The organism is Candidatus Zixiibacteriota bacterium, from assembly GCA_040753495.1.
GTDB lineage: Bacteria > Zixibacteria > MSB-5A5 > GN15 > PGXB01 > DYGG01.
Genome location: JBFMEF010000183.1, coordinates 1 through 22685 on the forward strand (window position 1 = coordinate 1; position 22685 = coordinate 22685).

A 22685-nucleotide genomic window follows, 5' to 3' on the forward strand; every position below is an offset into this window, starting at 1 on the left:
ATCCTGTGTCTGCGACTTGCCCTCCGGACTCGACATAGAACGGCGTTCTATCAAGGACAAGAGAGACATTCGGAAACGGCAATTTCACGGCTTTCCTTACCTCGGCGTTCAGAGATTCCATCCCGTAGATAAAATCAGTGGTCTTCTCAGATTCTAACCCGGCCTTCATCAAGGCATCAATGTGCTTGACATGCTCTTGTACCATTGATGTGTCAAAACTTGCAGCGTCCCGCGATTTTTCCTGTTGCCGCTCCATCGCATTTTCGAAACCGGCTAAATCGAGTTTCAAGCCTTTTTCTTCCGCCATCACCTCGGTCAAATCGACCGGAAAGCCGTAAGTGTCATACAAGCGGAATATCTCGTCTCCCGGTAAAGTGTCGTTTCCTGAGGCTTTCACTCTGCGGGCGATATCTTCAAATAATTCCAGACCGTTGTCGAGCGTTCGCCCGAAAGATTCTTCTTCCGCGCGGATAACATTTTCGATATGAGATTGACGTTTCGCTATCTCCGGATAGACTTTTCCCATCATGCCGACCAGAGTCGGGACCAGTTTGTAAATAAACGGCTCATGCAGGTCGAGCAGACGTCCGTGACGGGCAGCGCGACGGAGGATACGCCGCAGGACATAGCCGCGCCCTTCGTTGGAGAGCCCAGCGCCATCGGCGATGCAGAAGGTGAGCGCCCGGAGGTGGTCGGCGATGACCCGATGCGAGACGCCGCTCGCATCAGGGGAATAGTTCTTGCCGGAAAGACGGCTGATATCAACCAGTATCTCTCGGAAGACGTCGGTCTCATAGTTGGAAGGGACATTTTGCATGATAGTGGTAATCCGCTCCAGCCCGGCGCCGGTATCAACCGATGGTCTGGGGAGGGTTTCGATGGCGCCATCAGGCCTGGTATTGAATTGCATGAAAACCAGATTCCAGATTTCAACATACCGCTCGCAGTCGCAGTTGACGGTGCAGGTCGGCTTGCCGCAGTCCGCCGCGGCGGACTTGCCGCGGTCGAAATGAATCTCGCTACAGGGACCATTGGGACCAACATCCCCCATCGACCAGTAATTGTCTTTTTTGCCGAAGCGGAGTATCCGTCCGTTTTTAAGTTCCGGGGCGATTTTCTCCCAGAGGCGGAAGGCTTCGTTATCCTCTTCATAGACGGTGGCATACAGGCGGTCGACAGGGAGTTTTAAGACGCGGGTGACCCAGTCCCAGCCGTAAGTGATTGCTTCTTCCTTGAAATAATCGCCGAATGAGAAATTGCCGAGCATTTCAAAGAAAGTATGGTGACGTCCGGTGCGGCCGACATTTTCGAGGTCGTTATGTTTGCCGCCGGCCCGCATGCATTTCTGCACGGTGACAGCCCGCTTGTACTCCGCTTTCTTCTTGCCGGTGAAGATATCCTTGAACTGGTTCATACCGGCGTTGGTGAAAAGAATAGTCGGGTCATCGAACGGGATAACCGGTGAAGAGGGGAGCTCTTTGTGGTCTTTCCCTTTGAAATATTCGACAAACGATTGTCTGATTTCGTGCGATTTAATAGTTGGTCACCTCTGCTCTATAATGGCTCCAAGTCTTGTATATGGTGAGTCATGAGACTCACCGTAAGTGTCGAAATCCGCCTACGGCGGAAGGGTTTCGACCTAAGTCTTAGCGTACTTTTCAATCTCCTTGCGGAGAATCTCAAATGCCTCTTTCGCCGCGATGTAGCTTATGGCGCGGCGCGAGAGGTAATTATACGCTTTGGCGCGGGCGGTTTCAAGGTCAAATTTGGCAAGAGATTTCAGTTTTGATTGCAGAAGACGAACCGCCAGCGCCGTTTCATCTTCGTCCTCCAGTATCTCAGCGACAGTTTCATCGGCTATAGCGCGCGGAACCAGTTTGGAGCGAAGATAAGCGGCAAGGAAGTGTCGGCCGGCCGGCTTGCGGGAGAGAATCGACTCTACTGCTCGCCGCGCGAATAGTCGGTCATTAAGAAATCCCTTATCAGTCAGTTGCGCTATGATTTTCGGAAGCAGTTTGGGGTCGGTCCCTTTCTCGAGGAGTTTTCGCCGCAGGAGGCCGGTGGAATAATTCCGTCGGGAAAGAAGATACAGGGCATATTCCAGCGCCGTCTGCCGGGTGGACTCGCGCATGAGGTTTTCTATCCGGCTGGGAAGGAGACGGTCTCCGGCTTGCAGACCGGATTGAATTAAGATAGCAGTATCGAGCAAAACTTTTTTCCGGTCGGAGAGAATCAAAGTCGCGCTTTTTTTGCGTCGGATGATTTTCTTTATGACGACAGGTTCCATTGAGAGATAAATTAGCAAATCGGGGAAGATATTCAATCATAAATAATCAGAGATGAGGCGGGGATATTTGGAATTGTTTTATAAAATCTGCCGGTGTAGATTAGGAGCCATGATAGACCTCAAGGGAAGAGTAAGCCTGATTGCCGGCGGCAAGGAAGAGCGGTTCAGGCGAATCGGTTTCTATTTTCTTGCCGCCTATTTCTGCAGCACGACCTTTACGCACGCCCTCTCGCAGATATTTTTTGCCGGGGCGCTGTCGCTTTTTCTGCTCGATTGGGGGATAAACAAAAAGTTTTCGTGGAAACCACAGAACGACCTTTTTACTATATTCATATTGCTGTTTGTCGGCTGGTCGGTTCTGTCGGCTCTGCTGGGACCTTCACCGCTTAAGTCGCTGGTCACGACACGGGAGGAATGGCTGTTTCTGATGATTCCGGTGGCGGCGTGGGCACTGGTTGATGATAAAAGGAGGCAGACAGCGCTTCGGATATTCGCCGTCTCGGTGGGAGTGATGTCAGTCTATGCCGTGATTCAACATTTTGCCGGGGAGCATTTTTATCATGGAGAGCGGCTATCGCCCTCGCCGGGAGGAGGGTGGCGGGCCGCCGGGACATTTTCCCATTATCTGACTTTCGGCAATTATTATGCGATGGCATCGGCATTCTTCTTAAGCATTGCGGGGGGCGCCGGTATCCGGAAAGATAAGATTTTATTTTTTTCCGCATTTGCGCTGAGCGCGGTCGCCACATTGCTGACATTCAGTTACGGACCGATTCTGGCGCTTCTGTTTGGAATTATTCTTTATATGATGCTATGGGGAAGAAAGAATTTCAGGCTGCTTCTCGCGCTGACAGCGATTGTGGCGCTGATTACGGTAGTACTGGCGCCGAAACTTCTGTCGCGGTTCTCGCATACGGTAGAAGTGGAGACGGTTGGCATATATCCGGGGTCTCGTCAGGCGATCTGGAGAACCGCAATGAAAATGATACCGGAGCATCCGCTTTTTGGCGTAGGGCAGGGGAATTTTCTAAAAGAGTATGAGCGATATCGCGCCCCGGGAACGGATAAGGCTTTCAGTCATGCCCATAATGATATATTGAATATCGCCGCTTACGCCGGCATCCCGGCGGCTCTGTTTTACCTCGGGTTCTGGGCGGTAATGCTGGCTATGATGGTAAAGATGACTCGTCGTGCCCCTCCCGGAGAGACCGGACTGAGAGGAATCGGGGTGGGTTGTTTCATTTTTTCTCTGGTCTTTTTTGTAACGTCACTTTATGAAGCTTCATTTACCGATGAAGAGGTGCGTCTTATATTGATGGCGGTCTGGGGCTTGTTTCTGGCGGCGGAGAAAAGGCTTAAGTGAGGGTGGCAAACAGCCGAAATAGAGGAAAAAGGGGCTTGACAATGAACCGTAACGTTATATAATACCTTGCTTTTTGAGAGATTATGGCAAAGAAAGTAAAGAAGGTTGAGAAAGAGCGGTTTGAGTGGCCCTTTGGTCCCAAGAATTATATAATTTTTGGGGCCGGGTTGCTGGTGATAATCTTCGGATATATATCGCTGGCATCGGGGTCGATTACTCTGGCGCCGATTCTTCTTATCCTTGGCTACTGTGTCCTGATTCCGGTATCGATAATAATTGATGGCCGGAAGCGCGAGGTCCCTGCCGAAAGTGTTAAGAGTGAAGGTTAGTATCTTGTAGCACGGGCAGTTAGCTCAGTTGGCCAGAGCACCTGCCTTACACGCAGGGGGTCACTGGTTCAAGTCCAGTACTGCCCAGTTTTTTGGCGAGTAAGGCGGAAAGATCTCGATTCAGGAGGATCGCGGAAGAAGCTGTCACGGTTTCTAAAGCGGTCGACCGTTGTTTGACATATTAGAATTTCGGTTGTTCGCCGGGGTTGTAGTTCAGTTGGTTAGAACGTCCCGCTACAGGCGGGAAGGCCGGCGAATTTTGTAGTCCGAGGGTTGATACCGATTGACCTGTTACATGTATATATTACAGAGTTTGGAGTCAGGAAGATATTATATAGGCGTGACGGCAAATCTCGAAGATAGATTGAAACGGCATAGTGCCGGCCGCTCCAAATCTACCAGGTCGGGAGGACCGTGGGAGTTAAGGTATAAAGAAGAATTTACCTGCCGCTCCGAGGCTATGGTCAGGGAGCGAGAGCTTAAAAGTTGGAAGAGCCGAACTCGAATAGAGAGGCTGATAGAAATTCCTGAGACTTTGAAGAGATGATATAGTATTTGGTGTATAGACGGGGTTGTAGTTCAGTTGGTTAGAACGCCTGCCTGTCACGCAGGAGGCCGCGAGTTCGAGTCTCGTCAACCCCGCCATGATAATTCCTCATCTTACATGCCGCTGAAACAGGCAAAACACGAAGTAGAGGTCGTGTTCGTCTCCAAGGTCCAATTGGGCCCGGTTTCCGCCCAGCGATTCTGGGTTATCCGCTCTCAGTGCGTAAGGACTCGCTTGATCCAATCATCGTAAGCCCTGTATATCTCATCGCTGGGATTCTCGTGCCCCCTGTCAGGGTCCGAATGAAACTCAACCTGACATCCAGCCCTCTGGAGTCTGCCTACGGTTTGCCTGGTGATTGAGAATGGCGCGTTCCGGTCCTTCTCACCGTGATATATGAACATGGGGACATTCTTGAATGGCGCAAGCATTTGTGATTCGGTAAAATTCGGATAATCATGTCCCGGATCCCAGTCATTGGCGATATCCGGGTGACCGCTAAAAACGGCAAGCGCTTTGAATCTTTCCGGAGTCTCATAGTAAGTGCGGTAAACACCATAACCACCCATAGAAAAGCCGCAAAGAATGATATTGGCGGTGTCAATTGGGTAGTCATCGATAACCGCGGCGATAGCTTCAGCAATATCGTCCTGGGCATTGTCATAAGTGTAGCAATTAGAGGTTCCGCGTCCTCGTGGAGCGAGAGCAATGAAGCCGTCGGGGATCACCCTTCCAGCGTTGGTGATTTCGAACTCCGTCGACGCACTGCCGTGCAAATAAACCAGCAGAGGATACCTTTGTCCCAGTTCGAAATTTTCAGGGACGTGGATCATGTATGGTTGAAGCGAACTGTCCAATTCCGATCGATAGGCTCGCCTGACAAAGCCTGTTTTATTCAAATAGGGGTCAGTACCAGCCAGAGCCTTATCGATCTCCCGCATTACTCTCGCCAATCGGAACCGTTGTTGCAGACATGTCTCGTATGGTTTGGCAGAGTCAATCTGAGCCAATGCTTCATCCAATTTGAATCTGAGGGTCGAAATAGTACTGAACCGGAGTTCGCGCCCCATGTTATCTAGTTTTTCTAAGATATGAACCGAGTCAATTCGCGGCAAGATAGTCAGTCCATACTTTCCATCCGTTCCATTTGTTTCAGATTGCCACGCAACCAGGTACCCACCGGCAACAAGGTGGCTCATCTTAATCTCAAACTGATGTCCTGTTATCCCGGAATCAGTCGCAAAGGTGACTCTCTCCGAGGCCACATAGTCGCCTTCGCCAGCCTGTACGCTGACCGCCACGCTTTCCTCTCCGGCCATGCCGGCGGCCACTGCCGTCAGCGCCAGATTATCGCCTTCGTAAATGTGACCCCGTTCGGCCAGGACGAAAGTCTGCGCTTTTCCGAGGACGAGGGGTTGCTCAAATGTAAGACGGCTATAACGCCGGGGTTGAAGATCGCAGTGAATACACTCGTCGTATAAGACGTCGTATCGAATCCAACCGTCCGGCTCTGTGGCCTTTACCAATCTTAGATTGAAACCGATGCCGTCCGATATCCAAGGGTGATACGGGTGAACATCACGCCATGGGAGAAGCAACTCGAAACTGATCACTCCATCACCATCGCGGAATTCCAACTTGGTGTCATCACTCGTGGGGACGAAGAGGTCATGAACGTTATAATACCAGAAGATTCGGCGTGTCCATTCTAACCGCGGATTGTTGACGGCGGAACAGGCAAGTACATAGAACTCTTCAGTCGGTGATCCATCCGATAATGGCTTGGCTATCACCATATGAAAACCATCCCCCAGTTGATAGGCGCGGTCACGATAGGTCAGACTGTCCGCCTCCGCTTCGATATACAAATAGAGGAAGTCTATACCGTAGGCAAGACGATAGGATGCGTCGGGAATCGGTCCGTCGAAATCGTGTGGATTGATTTTGGAAAAGGCTCTGCTTGAAAGGAAAGACAGACTACTATCGAGGCTGCCATCTATCAATGGTGCGGACTCGAGAAACTGGACCGGCGAGTCAAGTGAGAGTGACAATTCACCGGAATTGACCGCGCTCTTCTGAATCTCGTTGCTGCTTAACTCTTCGCTCCCCAAGACGAAGCAGCTTGCGAACAATGCGATAAAGAGGGTGTTTCTTATTGACAGTTTGTCCAAGATCAGTGCTCCTTTTCGAGCGTTTATCTATAGATACGCCACCATACCGAAGTTGTTACGAACTACCCTATGATTCCCAGACGACCAAACACTGCTTCTGTTTTAAGCCCGTTTCGACCTTAGATTCGAGGAGCACCGACAACCTGTCCCGGATGACGGGTAAACCGTGATTAGCTTGAGGGATGTATCGTTGAGCGGAGCCTTAATGATTAAGACCTGATTGTCTTCCATCGTCTTCCGTCAATCCGGGCATAATGCGACCGGATAGTGAAACAGAGGCTCACAAAAGTTTGAGGAGAGTGAGGTCGGGGCCGCCATAGACTTACAAAGTCCATTTTTCTATTAAGCAACAATCCCCATACTTCACTCGTTGTGGGCTGCTCACCAAACGGGACCTGTGTTCTGCTCTACTCAGACAAAATCGTACCTGGAAATGAAACTATTGTGATGCAAGGACGTATTCTTACCCTACATGATCATTGTCACTAGCTTGTTTCCGTCATCGGCACCACCAATTGCACTACCACAAGGTAGCACCACCATCAGGATGGCATGAAAAAGGTTTTGCTAATCAGCTTGGCATCGATTCTGGGCTTGTTTGTGTTGCTCGGAACGATCACTATCTACCGAGCTCAGCGCGCTGACTATGGCTGGGACCCGGCCGTGGCTTCACCGATGTTCAAATCAACACATCCAAGGGTTGTCATCGACGAGGCACACAACAATGCCTCTACCGCAGGATGGACTGGCCGCTATTGGCCATTCGCAAGGCTACTCAGAAATGACGGCTACGATGTCCGCAGAGGAACTAACTTATTTTCGTCTGCAAGTCTCGACAGTGTTGCAATCCTAGTTATTGCAAATGCATCAGGGGCACCCAAACCGCAGTTTCTGGGAATCAATATTCCAACCAGCACGGAGCGGAAGCGTGAAGATCCGGCTTTCACCAGCGAGGAGATTCGAGCCGTCCATGCCTGGGTGGAGAACGGAGGCTCGCTACTTCTCATCGCTGATCATGCTCCCTTCGGAGCGGCCAGTGCCGCCCTTGCCGAAGCGTTCGGGGTCAGAATGCATAAGGGCTTTGTAGAGGTGCCCAACGAGGTGTCAGACCCATTAGTCTTTTCAGATGAAAACAGTCGTTTGGCCAACCATGTAATTCTCGCAGGCGGGAGCCCCGAATTTGCGGTGCGGAGAGTCATGACGTTTACCGGGCAGTCGCTGGACGGACCTGACAATGCGACGGTACTTCTCAGGCTGCCGGATTCCGCTGTCGAGTATGTAGCGGAAGGCGGGGATGAGCTGAAACCTCAATCGGCAGGAAATGCTCAGGGGCTGGCGCTTGAATGCGGTAAAGGCCGTGTAGTGATCCTGGGAGAAGCTGCGATGCTCACCTCGCAAGTAGCTGAGGGCGAACCTTTCGGCATGAATATTCCTGTGAACGATAACCGCCAATTAGCTCTTAATATAATGCATTGGCTCTCGCACGTGCTGTGACGCTACCTGTATGTTACGGACGAAAGAGAGATGGCGGGACCAATAGCTGAGGTTGAAGAACAGCTTGAAAGGAATGATCTCACATGACGATTCTTTTCCTCTTCGTCTTGTATGCATCGGCGCTTTCGGTCGGGCTGGCGCGTGCCGGCTTACGAATCCAGCGAATAACTGGGGCTGTATCACCCAAGAGACGCGTTTCACGAGTGTTGATCGTTGGAGCAACTGGCGGGACCGGCCGTCAACTCGTTACACAAGCACTTGATCGAGGCTACCAGGTCACCGCACTTGTTCGGGATCCATCGGCGCTACAAATAGACCATCCAATGCTCAGAGTCATGCGAGGCGATGTTCTCGACCAATCTTCAGTTGAAGAAGCGGTGAAAGGACAGGACGCGGTGATATCCGCTCTTGGCCATAAACGATACTTCGGCCCTTCTCGTATTCTATCGGACGGCACGCGAAACCTGGTGCGAGCGATGGAGGCTAGTGGCGTCTCACGTTTCATTTGTGAGACCTCTTTGGGAATCGGGAGTAGTGCCGGACGCATGGGTATCTACTACACATTCTTCGTCATTCCTGTCATTCTGCCATTCTACTTTTGGGATAAGACACGTCAGGAGCAAATCATCGCTCAGAGCAAGACCGAATGGGTGATTGTCCGCCCCGGAGTTCTGACAAATGCCGAGAGAAAAGGGACCTTCCGTCATGGTCCTCAGATCGGCAACTTCCTTTGGACCGTACGCATTCGCCGGGCAGATGTAGCCGAGTTCATGCTGAATCAATTGACGGACGACACATATCTCGGGACCGCAGTTGGCGTGTCAGGGAAGTGACTGTGGAATCAGCGTCGTCAAACCTGGTCAGTTAGCCGCTGATCGCCCTACGCGACAAATCCGCCCTCCGGATGACAATGCTCCAAGATGAAGTTGATCGAGAAATCATTACTTCGCAGTCGCCTTCCAAAGCCCCCCGCCAACTCTGGCATAATGTAATTGAAAGGCAAACTCGAAGTTCACAAAGTCTGGGGTGAGCACGATTGGGGCCACCATAGACTAATCCGGTCAATGTTTCGCGTTGACTGAATTATAAGCTCTTGCGTATATTATCTGATGTATTCTTGTGATCAAATCTCATTCATCCCTTACTGGAGATAGTCATGGCCATCGTTCGATATCTAGTCAGCAGCGTTGATGAGTCGCTACCTTTTTACTTGATGCTCGGTTTCGAAATTGCAGATCGCTGGGGGCCGCCGTTTGCTATTCTCAAGCGTGGTGACCTTGAACTGTGGCTCAGTGGCCCCGGCACTTCAGCCAGTAAGCAGCTTCCGGACGGCACGGCTCCTCTACCAGGAGGCTGGAACCGTGTGGTTGTGCAAGTAGCTGACCTTGACGTATCCATGGAATCCCTACGTTCAACTGGCGCGCATTTTCGGAGTGGGCCTTTGGAAGGCCCTGGCGGAAGGCAAATACTCGTAGAAGACCCGTCGGGTAATCCGATAGAACTATTTGAATCCAAGGGGGCTTGAAAAGTCTTGCCGCATGTAGTCATTCATGACCACGGCTCACTGTTGCCCATAATGGATTGACTCGCATTCGATTGTCTTCCAACGCCTTCCGTTGGTTCGGCATAGTGCAATCGGATCGGAAAACTGAAGGCGATAAAAGTTTGGGGAGAGTGAGGTCGGGGCCGCCATAGACTAATGTAGTCCATTATTTCAATTAGTTCTTTCGTTCAGTTAGCTCAAGACGTAATTTCTGCTTGATGAGTGCAAGTGTCCCCGCAGGGGTTGCTTCGTTACTCAGCTCTTTGGAATCGGCGATGCGTCAGAGAATGTATGGGTATTGAAACGATGAACTTCAGAAGAGTAATCAAATGGCTATTCAAATTCATTTCCTACGTTGCTCTTGCAATCGTTGCAGTCATCGTGATTGCTCTCTTCTCATTCTGGATAGAGCTGGGAAGCGACGTCACCCTTCCTACTCCTACCGGGAGCTTTGCCGTTGGTCGGGCTACCTTTCACTGGGTGGACAGCCTCAGGGTTGACAGTCTGTCACCGCAACCTCTCACGAAAAGAGAACTTGGAGTTTGGATCTGGTATCCGGCGTCACGGATGGCCGCCGACTCCGTTGTGGCATATGACCACGCGGACTGGGAGAGCGCAAGTGACACTCAATTGGGATTCGCTTTGGCCGATCTGTTTTGGCGTGATAGCCGCAAGATACACCCCCATAGTATTAAGAAGGGAAGGATATCCGACAAACAAGCGAAGTATCCAATAATTCTGATGAAGTCCGGTATCGGAACTATGGCGGCAGACTATACGACCTATGCAGAGGACTTGGCGAGTCATGGATATGTTGTCGTAGGCTCCGACGCACCATATAGCACATTTCGGATCGTATTCCCGGGTGGGCGTGTAGTTGAGAGAACCGCCGAAGGCAATCCTGGAGAATTCGAGTATTTCTCTGAAGACCGCATTCGGGTGCTAAACCGGTTATTAGGAATCTGGACGGAGGACACCCGCTTCGTGCTCAACAAGCTTGAGCAATTGAACAGCGCTGAGTCTTCAAACCAGTTCTTTGGTCGTCTTGATATCCAATCGGTTGGAGTCTTCGGCCACTCATTCGGCGGTGCCACGGCCGCGCAATTCTGTCTCGACGAACCTCGATGCAAAGCGGGTGTGGATTTAGATGGGGCCCCATACGGTAGTGTTATCAAGAATGGGATCCACAAGCCGTTCATGTTCTTGTTGGCTGACCATGGCGGAGAAACCGATTCAGTAAGCGTACAAATCAGGACCAACATTGAAAATATCTATGATTCCTGGCCACAGGAGCATTATTGGATTCGCCTTCAAGGAGCAAAGCACTTCAACTTCAGCGACAGACCTCTGCAGACGGAAATTGTGACATCAAGAATATTCGGTGCAACAGGTTCAATTGGCGGGCGTCGTGGCTTGGAAGTTTCTTCCTCCTGCCTGCGAACGTTTTTTGACAGATACCTAAAGGGTTCGCCTGCTGCATCAATCCGTGACTTGCCAGGCAAGTACCCTGAAGTGAGATTTGAAAGAAAGTTAAATGAATAGCTCATTGTGGAGTCGGCCAAGCGCAATTGTGCCGCTAGCACTGTCGCTCGTAGCCGCGGCCATGATTGTGGTGCACGCTTCGATATTCGGCATTGTCCAAGAGGCAGACGAAGGAACGCCTGCGCACATCTTTCAACTCCTTATGGTCATACAGTTACCAGTAGCTGCTTACTTCCTTCTCAGGTACCTACCAACACAACCAAAACAAGCGTTGAAGGTGACCGCCCTACAAGCAAGCGCATGGATCGCCGCCATCGCCTCTGTCTATTGGCTCACCTGACTGTCTGGTCACTTGTCCCGTGATTAAATCTTTTACCAAAGTTCAGGCCTTTTCGTCCAAGTGGGTACACTTATTTGATTGATTGCCACCGCCTTCCACCAATCACCGCGCAGTGTAATCTGGCTGAGAACTTGAAGCTCACAAAAGTTTGGGGAGAGTGAGGTCGGGGCGGCCAGTATTAACTTATCATCAATTAGCCCCCTACGCATCAGCGTCGGGTAGGCGATGCTGCTCATCAAACCCCTTAGCCGTCAGCCATATTGCCGCGGTAAGATGAATTGGAGCCAGCGGATAGGCCAGCCAGGGCATGCTGGGGTAATCAAGCAACGCCGGTAATGTAACCCCTATAAATTGAAGGAGGATCCCTATCAATCCCAGGGTAGCCAATAGGCGCGGAATCAAGCCGAAGCGCAACATGATAACATAGAACATGAATATCCATCCGCCAATGAATACGAGTTGCGTATAATGCGCCCAATACCGTGTCGAGCGAACCGTCTCCCCCAGCGCCTGGAAAAGCCCGGCATCAGCACTGCCTGCTTCTGCGAATCTCTCGCTTATTGACAGCATGGACATCACGGCGGTGTTGTGGATGGCATCCATCGCAAGGCTGGTTACGCATAAAACCAGAAACCAGAGCGCCATCGTCTGGCTGTTCCGACGAATGACTTGATATGCAGTGATAGCGATACTGACAGTCAGCGCGCCCCCCACAAACGCGATAAGCACAGCAAGGTGTATCCGGGAGGAATCTGCCGCCGCATTTACAAGGAAGCCGGGGGGAACTATCGAAAGCGGTCCCTGGATCAAGACAAAGGGCAGAATTAGTCCGAGTGGCAACTGTAAGGCCAATAACAAACCTATAATTCGGCCAATTCTCTTTGTAGATTTCATCTTCACTTCCTGATAAGCGGTGTAAACCGGGGTCGCTCACAAAAACGGTTGATCACTCAACTTACGCAATTGCGATCTGATAGTTTCATCGCGGCAGCAAATTCAGCACAAAATCGGTCAAAAGTATAACTGTCATTATTGATTGGCGATTTTAATGGTCTTCCATCGACTTTCGCCAGTTCGACGAAGTGCAACAATGTTCTGAATTCGAAACTCACAAAAGTCTGGGGAGAGTGAGGTCGGGGCGGCTTTGAGATAACCGACATAGAACGTAACTTGGGCTGACAGTTACCCCGGATGATGCGTCTCAATCTCATCGGGAACCGTTTCCCGCTCCCGACGAGCCGCTTCCAGGACCCCAAGCTGTTCCTCGGTATTAACCACCCCTTCCTTGGCCGCTTTCTCATCCAGTGCCCCCAGCCGCTTTCTGAACGTCTCCAAGCCGTGTCGCAGCCAGATCGAGCGAATCCCGCCCGAGGATATCAAAACCCCCTGTTTGCGAAGTTCGTTCGACGCCTGAAGCTGACCTTAGGCCGGATATTCATAGGCCATTAATAAAACCGCCTCCTCGATCTCCGGAGCCACCCGGTTCTTTAAACATGGTTTCCGGCGAGTCTTCTCCTTGAGCCCATCTATCCCTTGACTCTCGTAGGCCTGTTTGATATCGTGGAAGTGCTGACGGTAACAGCCGTTGATGCGGCAGGCTTCGGATACATTCTGAAGATATTCCCCCAGTTCCAGAAGACTGAGTTTCTTCTGAACGAGTTTCTGCTGAGTGGTCATAACTAATACCTCCTGTTTTGTTGTTAATTCAGAGGTAAATGACCACTCGCTTTTTATGCAAGTGTCAAATCAAGTCCGTCCTGCCACAAATCATATATTGACTATCGTGCAATCGAGGTTATATTTGGATAGAACTGTACCTACTTCTTGACTCAAATTCTCTTTTCTTGGGAGGACGGCATGAATAAAACCGCTAGAGTCTCATCAATTGTGCTAATCATCTTAATCAGCTCCTTGGCCTTTTCAGCAACCCCGGATTTATCGCAATCCTCCGGAGTCTTTGATCAGCCCTGGCGCAACAGGCGCTGCGCCGCGGAGAATATTGCGCAGCCGACTGCCGCCCCCTTCCTTTATGATAAGGATGGGCCAGCCGAAAAATCGGCCGAAATGGGCAGTGCATGCCAGCTGACCGAGTTTAGCGGCACGCCTTATTGGATCATTTTCTACTGGGATTATGGTGATGCCAGTGTCCAGTATATTGATCCCGCAGAATGTGGTGGCAGCCCGGTCTATCCCTTTCAAATTACCTCGCTTCAGTTTTCGCTATACACCAGTACTGCCAATCCCAGCTATGTCTACATGTCATTCCCGGTATCTATGGAAATCGTAGTGTATGATCTGAAACCGAGCGGTAATCCCTGCGACGGACCGGGTGAATTGTTGTACCATTTTCCGCTGACCGCTACCGAGGCCGGCTTTAAATATCCGACCGTCGGAACGGCGGCTTTCCCGGGACGGTGCTGTGTCGAACGACCCTTCTTTATCGGTGTGACTTATACTGATACCCGGTTGGGGCGGGATACTCTGCCGCCCTGCATTCTGGCCGACAGCAACAAGAGTCGTGATCTCTGCTATCAATACTTCTATGATGTCAGCGCCGGCGGTGTCTGGCAGAATTGGAATCAGCATTTCACCGATACCATAGGTTACCAGAACTTTGTCGTCAATGGCATCACTGACTGTGATAGCTGCATTATCAATCCCGATAAAATAATTGCCTCGCTACCGTACACCGATCAGGGCTCAACTGTCGGATATACCGATGAATTCGATATTGATTGCGGCGGCGGCCGCTCCCAATCGCCAGATGTTGTCTATTCCTATACTCCGACGGTCGACGAGGATATCTATATCAGCCTCTGTAATTCCGACTATGATACTAAGCTTTTTGTATATCGAAATGGAGTCAGCGATTATGCGGCCTGCAATGAAGACTATTGCGGAGACGAGGGGCTGCAGTCCAGAATATGGTGGCTCGGTCTCGAAGCTGGTAATACCTATTACATCGTCGTCGATGGTTGGGGGGATCAATCGGGCAATTATGAAATCACTGTCGATTATTTTCAGGATATCATTGTCCAATGCCCTGCCGGCGGGATGCCCGAAGGTGAGCCGAGCGGCTGCGATTTTCCCGATACCACTAATGGCGGCTGCAACTACGATCCTCCTATGTTCGGTTTCGTCAGCTGTGGCGACACCATCTGCGGCACCGCCGGACGGTACTCTTCTAAAGGAACGACGCGCCGCGATACCGATTGGTACCAGTTTACGGTGTCCACTTTGACAAATGTCACCTTCGCAATCGAGGCGGAATTTCCTGCCATATGCGGCATTGTTCCCACCGATCCTCCGGGTACCGGCAATTGTTCGCAGAACACCGGCTCCATAAAACCAAATGTCATGACAATGCCGGGAGAGAAAAAGAGCTTCTCCGTTATTCTTGATGCCGGGACATATTGGCTATTCGTCGCCCCGCGGGTCTATTATTTGTCTCCCTGCGACGCCGATTATGTCGTCACCATGTCCTGCCAATGCGGGCATAGTGTTGAATTTGATGCCGGCACCCGCTGGGGTGTTGGCGGCGTTAATGTCGTCTTTCAGAATAACTCCCATTATGATTTGACCCCCGTTTCCTGGAAATGGGAGTTCGGCGATGGCCAGGTCAGTTACCTGCAAAGTCCCACCCATTATTATTCCACTCCGGGATGGTATGACGTCACTTTGACTATGACCGATGGCTGCGGCGTCATTGCCCTCACCAAAAGGAAATTTGTCTACGTGGCCGCGTCAACGCAGCTCAGTTTCCAGATCTATGATTCCCCGGGTGAGCCGGTTATCAGCAGCCGAGCAATTGATGTCGATCATGATAACAATGCCGACCTTCTTTTTTGTGATATCCCCCCCCGCGATGACCTGATGATTGCTTTCGGCAGGGGAGACGGATCGTTTGAAAATCCGCTCGAGTTCACTACCGGCTATGGTCCGTTTTTTGACTTCGGATTCATCAATAAGGATACTCTCCTGGATATTATTGTGGCCGATTCAGGCGCCATTGTCATCATGCTCAATAATGGCAACCGGACTTTCTCCTCCACTATTTTGCCCCGTTTTGGAGCCGGCGCCGGCAATGTCGTAAGCGTTGCCACCGGATATTTCGATGATGACCCATATGTAGATTTCGTGATCGAGCCGTATCGTGTTCATTTCGGCGACAGCCTGGGCACTTTCAGCCGCTACGCCAATCTTCCCGCCTGGATTCGCTGCTCCGCGATAGCTGATTTTAATGGCGATGGTTTCGATGACGTCCTGGCGGTCGGCAGCGATTCCGCCTATATTTGTATTAGCCATGGCGACGGGAGTTTTACCTGTCACAGCGCTCTGGGCAATCCGCCTCATGATGCCTCTCTTGAAGCCGCAACCAACAATGGATTCGCCGATTTTAACCGGGATGGGAATGTCGACTTTGCTTATGTCCTTTCACAATATTGGAATTATGGATCGGGCAGTTATGCCTATTATGGCTATGTGATGGTCGGATATGGCGACGGTCTGGGTGGCGTCATAAGGGCTGACACCATACCCATTTATGGCTGGCCGTATGGCATCAAGCTGGTCGATGTTAATCGTGACTATAATCTCGACCTGGCCGTCTGCAATCACTCCGCATGTGACCTTGAAATTTATTTTGGCGATGAAGAGGGGAATTTTAATGAATTACAGGTGATATCAATACCGAGCTACAATTTCCCCAGCGTCGCCGCTGCCGATTTCGACCGTGACGGCAATCCCGATTTCGCCGCCGGGCTGTATAACTATCCCGACGGACCATGGTCGGTTCTGCGGCTTATAAATACCCTTCCGGATGCCCCGGTGCTCGAAGATGAAATGACAACCACAGGCCTCGGTGGCGTTACCCTGAACGTCCAGAACCCCGACTCCTTTGCCATCTCCATGAATTTCACCACTGTCGCCGGCGCTAACTACTGGCGCCATGATATGAACAATGACCGCGTCCTCGATGAAGCCGCCCGCGATTTCAATCTTCAAAACGGGGAGTATAGAATTATCATCAAACCCCGCGGCAACACCTCCCCCGATGGCCGCTTCCATGTCGGCATTCGTATCAACGGTTCGGTACAGGTCCACGCCTTCGAAAATTACAGCACGGGCGCCTTCCTCAAATCGCTCCCTAACCCGTCCGACAGCTTCATCTTCTACTATACTGTCGAACCGGTCTCATCCATGCTTCCCCCCAATGGCCAGCCAACCTATGAACGACGACCCATTTTCGATTGGACCAATCTCAACGACAACATTCCTCTTTCCGATTCCTTCCATTTCCAGCTGGATCGATACTATGATTTCACAACCCCCATCTATGATGTTTCAGGGCTCCTCGTGCCCACCTTTCATCCCCCCTCCAATCTGGGGTATGATTCCGTCTATTATTGGCGCATTCGTTCCTTTAAGGATGGTGCCTGGAGCGAATTTTCCCGGACTATTGCCGCCTATATTGTGGCATGTAATAGCGGTGATGCCAATGGCAACGGAGTCATAAATATCTTGGATGTCACTTATATTATTTCTTATCTCTTCAAGGGGGGACCGCCGCCAGCTCCTTTAGAGTCTGGCGATGCAAATGGGAATGAAGTGGTAAACATCTTGGACGCTACATATTTGATCGCCTATCTATATAAAGGTGGTCCTGCGCCGGTCTGTCCATAACTGAAAGTGCTCGCTTAAGTAAACAAGGGCCGGTTTCCCGGCCCTTTTATTTAATGGCCAATACACATGAAAGCTCCTCGCCATTCAACGACCTGCCGCATTCATTTACCCTGATCAGGCCGCTCCTTTTTCGATAATCCAGTTGATGAATTGGTCTCGCATCTCCCGCTATGATATCCCAACCCGCCTTCAGGCATTGATTATGAGAAAGTTAATACGGGAAGGGGAATCGAAGGATCATGCGGTCAGCAGGTATCACCCGCGCGGGAATGTTGCTGAAAACCGATCCGAAACTCCGTGTGCCCTTTTCCGGCCGACTCCAGGCTGAAACTGAATCCATGGTTAATGAGGACCTCGCGAATCAGCGTCAGGCCGATGCCCTGGCCGTCCCGCTTCGTGCTGAAAAACGGCGCGAACAGTTGCAACCGTTCCTGCGGGCATATTCCCTTCCCGGTGTCGATAATGACCAGTATCCTTTCTCCGTGATTGTCGGCGGTTTTGACCGTTATTATCCCGTCGATATCAATCGCCTCAATGGCGTTCTTGACGATGTTCACCAGCACTTGTTCCATCTGCTGAATGTCGATATTGACGATAAATGGGTCGGGGCCGAGGTCCCACACCCACGCGATGCGGCGCCGTTCGCACTCCGCCGACATCAATACCTGCACCGATCGCAGGAGCTTATGCAGATCGTGCCGCTCTCTGACCGGTTGCGGGATGCGGACCACATCGGCGAAATTGGACATGAAGCGGTTCAGACGGGTATTGCGGTCGATCGCCACCTGGAGCGCGTTTTCGAAATCGGACGCATCCTCAGGGGAAAGCTGAATTCTGTAGTTTAGCGAAGAATTCAAAATCGAATTTACGGCCCCAACGGAGTTGTTGATTTCGTGCGACATCATCCGGATGACTTTGTCGTACGCCTTCTTCTGCGCCGCTATGATTTCGCGAGTCAGTTCTTCCAGCAGGATAAAATGACGGGGAAAACCACGATCCAGGAAATGGAACTTGCTGGCCTTGTAGGCATGAATCCCGCTGACATTGATGACAGTGGGTTCACCGGTCCTGAGTTCGGCGAGAGCACAGCCGGGCAAATCATGAAAACCGCTCAGCGTTTGTCCCGTCGGACTCTCTGAATTCAGACCCAGCATTGCCCGGCCGGCGCGATTGATGGATACAATGTTATCATCCAAGTCCAGAACGATGATCCCTATGGGCGAGGCGTCGATCAGCCGTTCCAGAAAATAGTGCTGTTCCTGCCGTTTGACCCGCTCGGCACGGAGCTGGTCGATCATCCTGTTGTAGGTTTCCACCAGACGGCCGATTTCACCCCCGCCCACCGGTGTGAACTTGGTGCTGAAATCCTGATCACGGATCGACTCGATTCCGGCGGAAATTAGGTCCAGCGGACAGGTCAGAGCTCGATAGAAATAAAAGGTAAGAACTATGCTGACGAGGACAATACCCTCAGCGATAAAGAAGAGAACAACGTTTTCGGCGTAGAGAAAGCACGAAAGAACCACAAACGCCGTGTGCACAGCCAAGGCAAAAACGATGAATTTGACACGGAAACTCATATCGAGATGCCGTATTTTTCCAGACGGCGATAGAGTGCTGCGCGGCTCAGACCCAAGGAACGGGCGACCTTGCTGACATTCTTGCCATGGAATTCCAGCGCTTTGAGGATCATCGACTCTTCCATTTCGTCCAGTGTGAAGGCCCCGACCGCCGGTAGTTCGTCGGCGTGTCCTCGTGACGGCGCAGGACAGAACTGCGCCTTGAAATCATCAATGTCCAGATCGTCGCGGTTGGACACGAGAGCCGTACGCTCGGTCAGGTTCTTCAGTTCCCGGATATTGCCGGGCCAGGGAAGAGTCTTCAGCCAGGCCAGGGCGCGAGGTCGGACGGCCAACGACGGCCGCCGATAAATGGTTTTGAGATTATCGACAAAATAATCGACCAAAAGGGGAATATCGTCGAGCCGTTCGCGAAGCCGCGGCAGGGTCAGGGTAATCAGGTTGATGCGATAGTAGAGGTCTTCCCGCATTCGCCGTTCGCCGACCAAAGTTCTCAGGTCCCGATTGGAAGCGCATACCAGTCGAAAATCAACGGTCTTTGTCTGGCTGGTGCCCAGCACCTCGAAACTGCGATCCTGGAGAACTCGCAGTAGTTTCACCTGGCTGTTCATATCCATTTCGCTGATCTCATCGAGGAAAATGGTTCCGCCGTCGGCCATCGCAAAGCGGCCCACGCGATCACGGACGGCGTCGGTGAACGCCCCTTTGCGGTGTCCAAACATTTCGCTTTCGAACAGGGAAGCGGGGATTCCTCCGAGATTCACCCGCACCAGCGGGCCGTTACGGCGCGAGCTGTTCATGTGAATGGCCTCTGCAATCAGTTCCTTGCCGGTGCCGCTTTCGCCAATGATCAGCACCGGTGCATCGGTGGCGCTGACCCGCCCCACCGTTTGAAGAACGGCCATCAGTCCTTTGTCCACACCGACGATTTTCTCGAAATCATAGAGGGCGTCAAGCTGTGAACGGGTACGGGCCAGTGAGGCATCCTCTTTGGCCGACCGCGATAGGCAAAGCGCCGTTTTAACCGTCTGCAGAAAATGATCGTTATTCCAGGGTTTGGTGATAAAATCGGCCGCGCCGGATTTCATCCCCTCCACCGCCAGAGGGATCGAACCCCAGGCGGTAATCAGTATGACCGGCTGGTCAGGATATGTCTTCTTGATTTCGCGGAGCAGAGTCAACCCCTCCTCGCCCGAAGTCGCAACCGAGAAGTTCATGTCCAGAATGAAAAGCTCAGGCGGATCGTTCGCGGCGCTGGCCAGCGCCTCCTCGGGGTTGTTGGCGGCCGTCGATCTGAAGCCGGCCTGTTTGAGAAGCAGTGATAGTGAGGAACAGACCGCCTTATCGTCGTCGATAATCAGTATCATCCCTTGCCTCAAAACGTTTGCAATATACGGATTTTCGGAACGTATTGCTATTTATTCGTCACGCAATGCCTCCGCCGGTCGAATCGCCGCCGCCAGGCGGCTCGGATAAAGCGCGCAGGCAGCGACGGTCAGATACAGGAAAACGGCGGCGCTGACAATAGCCAGCAGGTATGTTCCGGCGCTGACCATCTCGAAAACCCCGGCAATCGGAACTTGAATGGCGAAAAATGTACCCAGAGCGATTCCCAGCGTTGCCATCACTAACGACTCGCGCAAAATCTGGCTTGAAATCCGATGCGAATCGGCCCCAACCGCGCACCGCAGGCCGATTTCTCCTCGGCGGCGGTTGATGGAGTACCAGAGCACACCGAAAAGCCCCAGCGCCACATTGAAAATTAGAAAACCGGCGATGACGACAAAGATCCCCATCGACAATATCATTTCCCGGAGATAGGTCTTCCGCATATCCTTAAGCGGACCGGTTCGGAAGGTCCACCCCGGAGCCATCGCTTGCAGGCGGTTCATCAGCTTCTCTTCAAAGGCCGCGCCGACTCCGGGCCGGACTTTTATTAATCCTCCAACCATTTCCACCGAACTGGAGTCGGTCAGTACATTTCTTTTGAAGTAGCGGTTTTCAGTCGACGAGAATTCGCCGTCAAAACGATAGTCGTTGATGATGCCGACGATAACGAACTCGTCGATCTTCCTGGCGGTATCGCCGCCGGGCTTGGCGTCGAAATGGTCTTCCGTAACGATTTTGCCCAGTGCCTGCTCTGGGCCGAACATCGCATCGGCCATCTTCCGGTTAATGATAACCGGTTTGAGTCTGGCTCCGTTATCCTCGGGACCGAACCACCGCCCTTCCACCGGTGCGATTCCCATGGTCGCGGCGAAATTGTCGTCGACGAAGAAGACGCCGCCATTGAATTGGCGGTTGTTGAAAGACAGCGCGTTGCCCCAGTAGTTGCGGGCGTACGGCAGATTTGAGCTGGCCATACTGACCTGCACAACCTCTTCGAAGGAACGGATCTCCCGGTCGATCTGCATAATCATTTCTCTGGGATCGTAATCGGCCCGGTTCCAATTCATATTCAGAACAATAACATCATCATAAACAAAGCCCAGCGGCTTCAGGTAATTGCCGAGGGAGAAGTACGTCAAGCTGCCCAGCGCAAAGAGAACGAGGAACGAAAGAAAAATCTCGATCATGACCATCGCGTTGGTCTTTCTGCGATTCCAAATCAGTCGCAGTATATGCAAAGTCATAGCCGCCCTCCTCTCAAAGCCTCAACCGGGTGCAGCCGCGACATCTTGAACGCCGGGTAGACACCGGAAAAGAGGCCAAAGAACAAGCAGATGATGATACTGAAGAAAAATACCTTCAGATTGAGAACGAAATGCCCAAATGGTATCAGACCGCTGGAATTCACGACTGCCAGGGCCAGAATCGTTCCGATCAGTCCAATTGCTCCTCCGATGAGGGTCAGGATGATATTCTCAACAATGAACTGGCCGACCAATGTCGTAGACGAGGCCCCGAAAGCCTTCCTTACCCCGATCTCGGAAAAACGCTCGATGATGCGGCTCAGATTGAGATTGACCAGATTTACCGTTGGCAGGAGCATAAACAAGAGGGCGATGAGAAGGCCGACGGATATCAGCACCACCTTGCCGCGCGCGGGGCTGTCGGGGAAAAAAAGATGAGCCAGTTCATCCAGCGGCGTGCCCATGATGCAGGTGAGCGTGGTGATTTCCGGATTCTGACGTTTGATTTCCTCAGTTCGCGCCCGGAGCTCATCTTGGATCGCGCCAAAATCCCCCTTCCGCGGAGCCAGCACCAAGGCCATGCATGTTCCCCAGTAATCGGTCGACCACGGATCGGAGATTTCCTTTTGCATAGGGAAATAGACGTCGGCGGAGGCCGGCATGAGAGGTATATCGCGATTGTCGATAACCCCCACTACCCGGTATTTCTCGCCGCCGATATTAAGAGCTTTGTCCAGGGCGGAGACGTCGCCGTAATAACTGCGCCGCATCTTGTCACCGATTACGGCAACCTTGGCGCCGCCGGCGACCGTGGCCGAATCGTACGGTCTACCTTCAAGGAAGGGACATTCCATGATCACCCAGAAATTGGCGTCGGCATACTTCACGTCGACCGTCAATTTGCGGTTGTTGACGTAACAGACGGTAGTTCTATTGTTCGAGAAAATAGAGACACGTTCCGGCCATGTCAAAGTACGTACATTCTTGTTCAGAAACTCATATCCTATGGTCGAAATTATATGATTGTCCTCCGAACGATACTCGATGCGTGAGGCAATCAGAGTCCGATCGAGTTTGGACCCCGATTTGGCCGGGTCGAGAGTATAGGTAACAGCGGCGGTCGCCAGCATCAGAACCAGAAGGGTAAAACTGATTCCGAACAGGCTGATAGCGGTGAAGAACTTCCGGCGCAAAAGCACCTTCCAGGCCATTTTGATATAGTTTTTCAGCATGG

Annotated in this window: 16 protein-coding genes, 2 tRNA genes and 1 pseudogene; 10 read left to right on the forward strand and 9 right to left on the reverse strand. The window is 51.7% G+C overall.

From position 1 onward, the window contains the following. Together alaS and AB1690_11840 are read right to left on the reverse strand one after the other, a co-directional pair. On the reverse strand, nt 1-1537 hold a 1537-nt coding region (gene alaS, locus AB1690_11835), incomplete at its 3' end, for an alanine--tRNA ligase (protein ID MEW6016002.1). 102 nt (nt 1538-1639) lie between these two features. Further along, nucleotides 1640-2287: a regulatory protein RecX gene (locus AB1690_11840; GenBank protein MEW6016003.1), complete on the reverse strand. Its 648-nt coding sequence runs from the start codon at nt 2285-2287 to the stop codon at nt 1640-1642. 109 nt (nt 2288-2396) lie between these two features. Between AB1690_11840 and AB1690_11845 the strand changes: the two genes are divergently transcribed. From AB1690_11845 to AB1690_11865, 5 genes are all read left to right on the forward strand, one after another. Continuing rightward, nucleotides 2397-3650, forward strand: coding sequence for an O-antigen ligase family protein (locus AB1690_11845; GenBank protein ID MEW6016004.1), 1254 nt, complete (start codon nt 2397-2399; stop codon nt 3648-3650). Nucleotides 3651-3733: 83 nt separating this feature from the next. Continuing rightward, entirely contained in the window at nt 3734-3979 is a 246-nt protein-coding gene (locus AB1690_11850) for a hypothetical protein (GenBank protein MEW6016005.1), read from the forward strand. Nucleotides 3980-3992: 13 nt separating this feature from the next. Then, nucleotides 3993-4066, forward strand: a tRNA-Val gene (locus AB1690_11855). A 208-nt stretch (nt 4067-4274) separates the two neighbouring features. Then, entirely contained in the window at nt 4275-4526 is a 252-nt protein-coding gene (locus tag AB1690_11860; GenBank protein MEW6016006.1) for a GIY-YIG nuclease family protein, read from the forward strand. Between the two features lie 21 nt (nt 4527-4547). Next, a tRNA-Asp gene (locus AB1690_11865) sits at nt 4548-4624 on the forward strand. A gap of 117 nt (nt 4625-4741) precedes the next feature. On the opposite strand, the gene AB1690_11870 is transcribed toward AB1690_11865, so the two are convergent. Further along, nucleotides 4742-6697, reverse strand: coding sequence for a prolyl oligopeptidase family serine peptidase (locus tag AB1690_11870; protein ID MEW6016007.1), 1956 nt, complete (start codon nt 6695-6697; stop codon nt 4742-4744). A gap of 552 nt (nt 6698-7249) precedes the next feature. Between AB1690_11870 and AB1690_11875 the strand changes: the two genes are divergently transcribed. The 4 genes from AB1690_11875 (at nt 7250) to AB1690_11890 (ending at nt 11276) form a co-directional block, all read left to right on the forward strand. Beyond that, nucleotides 7250-8191, forward strand: a complete 942-nt coding sequence (locus AB1690_11875; protein MEW6016008.1) for a DUF4350 domain-containing protein — start codon at nt 7250-7252, stop codon at nt 8189-8191. Between the two features lie 83 nt (nt 8192-8274). Then, nucleotides 8275-9024 carry an SDR family oxidoreductase gene (locus tag AB1690_11880; GenBank protein ID MEW6016009.1) on the forward strand — a complete coding sequence of 250 codons (750 nt, stop codon included), beginning with the start codon at nt 8275-8277 and terminating at the stop codon, nt 9022-9024. A gap of 323 nt (nt 9025-9347) precedes the next feature. After that, entirely contained in the window at nt 9348-9716 is a 369-nt protein-coding gene (locus tag AB1690_11885; protein ID MEW6016010.1) for a VOC family protein, read from the forward strand. Nucleotides 9717-10025: 309 nt separating this feature from the next. Continuing rightward, nucleotides 10026-11276, forward strand: coding sequence for a family membership (locus AB1690_11890; GenBank protein MEW6016011.1), 1251 nt, complete (start codon nt 10026-10028; stop codon nt 11274-11276). Between the two features lie 481 nt (nt 11277-11757). On the opposite strand, the gene AB1690_11895 is transcribed toward AB1690_11890, so the two are convergent. Together AB1690_11895 and AB1690_11900 are read right to left on the reverse strand one after the other, a co-directional pair. Next, nucleotides 11758-12450 carry a DUF4386 domain-containing protein gene (locus tag AB1690_11895; protein ID MEW6016012.1) on the reverse strand — a complete coding sequence of 231 codons (693 nt, stop codon included), beginning with the start codon at nt 12448-12450 and terminating at the stop codon, nt 11758-11760. 291 nt (nt 12451-12741) lie between these two features. After that, nucleotides 12742-13233, reverse strand: a pseudogene (locus AB1690_11900) (helix-turn-helix domain-containing protein). A gap of 180 nt (nt 13234-13413) precedes the next feature. Here AB1690_11900 and AB1690_11905 point away from each other — a divergent pair. Continuing rightward, nucleotides 13414-17238: an FG-GAP-like repeat-containing protein gene (locus tag AB1690_11905; protein ID MEW6016013.1), complete on the forward strand. Its 3825-nt coding sequence runs from the start codon at nt 13414-13416 to the stop codon at nt 17236-17238. A 245-nt stretch (nt 17239-17483) separates the two neighbouring features. On the opposite strand, the gene AB1690_11910 is transcribed toward AB1690_11905, so the two are convergent. From AB1690_11910 to AB1690_11925, 4 genes are read right to left on the reverse strand one after another with little or no spacing between them, the layout of a single operon-like run. After that, complete coding sequence (locus AB1690_11910) at nt 17484-18818, reverse strand: ATP-binding protein (protein ID MEW6016014.1); 1335 nt, start codon at nt 18816-18818, stop codon at nt 17484-17486. Next, nucleotides 18815-20185 (reverse strand): sigma-54 dependent transcriptional regulator, encoded by a 1371-nt coding sequence (locus AB1690_11915; GenBank protein ID MEW6016015.1) that lies wholly within the window; start codon nt 20183-20185, stop codon nt 18815-18817. Before AB1690_11915 ends, AB1690_11910 begins: the two co-directional genes overlap by 4 nt. A gap of 51 nt (nt 20186-20236) precedes the next feature. Then, nucleotides 20237-21451, reverse strand: a complete 1215-nt coding sequence (locus AB1690_11920; protein MEW6016016.1) for an FtsX-like permease family protein — start codon at nt 21449-21451, stop codon at nt 20237-20239. Next, nucleotides 21448-22683 (reverse strand): FtsX-like permease family protein, encoded by a 1236-nt coding sequence (locus AB1690_11925; protein MEW6016017.1) that lies wholly within the window; start codon nt 22681-22683, stop codon nt 21448-21450. The genes AB1690_11920 and AB1690_11925 overlap by 4 nt, the downstream gene beginning before the upstream one ends. Nucleotides 22684-22685: the final 2 nt, after the last annotated feature.

Coding starts and splice junctions, on each gene's coding strand:
- AB1690_11885 (MEW6016010.1), top strand. CDS start 9,348: ATGGCCATCGTTCGATATCTAGTCAGCAGCGTTGATGAGTCGCTACCT.
- AB1690_11845 (MEW6016004.1), top strand. CDS start 2,397: ATGATAGACCTCAAGGGAAGAGTAAGCCTGATTGCCGGCGGCAAGGAA.
- AB1690_11905 (MEW6016013.1), top strand. CDS start 13,414: ATGAATAAAACCGCTAGAGTCTCATCAATTGTGCTAATCATCTTAATC.
- AB1690_11895 (MEW6016012.1), bottom strand. CDS start 12,450: ATGAAATCTACAAAGAGAATTGGCCGAATTATAGGTTTGTTATTGGCC.
- AB1690_11840 (MEW6016003.1), bottom strand. CDS start 2,287: ATGGAACCTGTCGTCATAAAGAAAATCATCCGACGCAAAAAAAGCGCG.
- AB1690_11860 (MEW6016006.1), top strand. CDS start 4,275: ATGTATATATTACAGAGTTTGGAGTCAGGAAGATATTATATAGGCGTG.
- AB1690_11880 (MEW6016009.1), top strand. CDS start 8,275: ATGACGATTCTTTTCCTCTTCGTCTTGTATGCATCGGCGCTTTCGGTC.
- AB1690_11850 (MEW6016005.1), top strand. CDS start 3,734: ATGGCAAAGAAAGTAAAGAAGGTTGAGAAAGAGCGGTTTGAGTGGCCC.
- AB1690_11875 (MEW6016008.1), top strand. CDS start 7,250: ATGAAAAAGGTTTTGCTAATCAGCTTGGCATCGATTCTGGGCTTGTTT.
- AB1690_11915 (MEW6016015.1), bottom strand. CDS start 20,185: ATGATACTGATTATCGACGACGATAAGGCGGTCTGTTCCTCACTATCA.
- AB1690_11920 (MEW6016016.1), bottom strand. CDS start 21,451: ATGACTTTGCATATACTGCGACTGATTTGGAATCGCAGAAAGACCAAC.
- AB1690_11910 (MEW6016014.1), bottom strand. CDS start 18,818: ATGAGTTTCCGTGTCAAATTCATCGTTTTTGCCTTGGCTGTGCACACG.
- AB1690_11890 (MEW6016011.1), top strand. CDS start 10,026: ATGGGTATTGAAACGATGAACTTCAGAAGAGTAATCAAATGGCTATTC.
- AB1690_11925 (MEW6016017.1), bottom strand. CDS start 22,683: ATGCTGAAAAACTATATCAAAATGGCCTGGAAGGTGCTTTTGCGCCGG.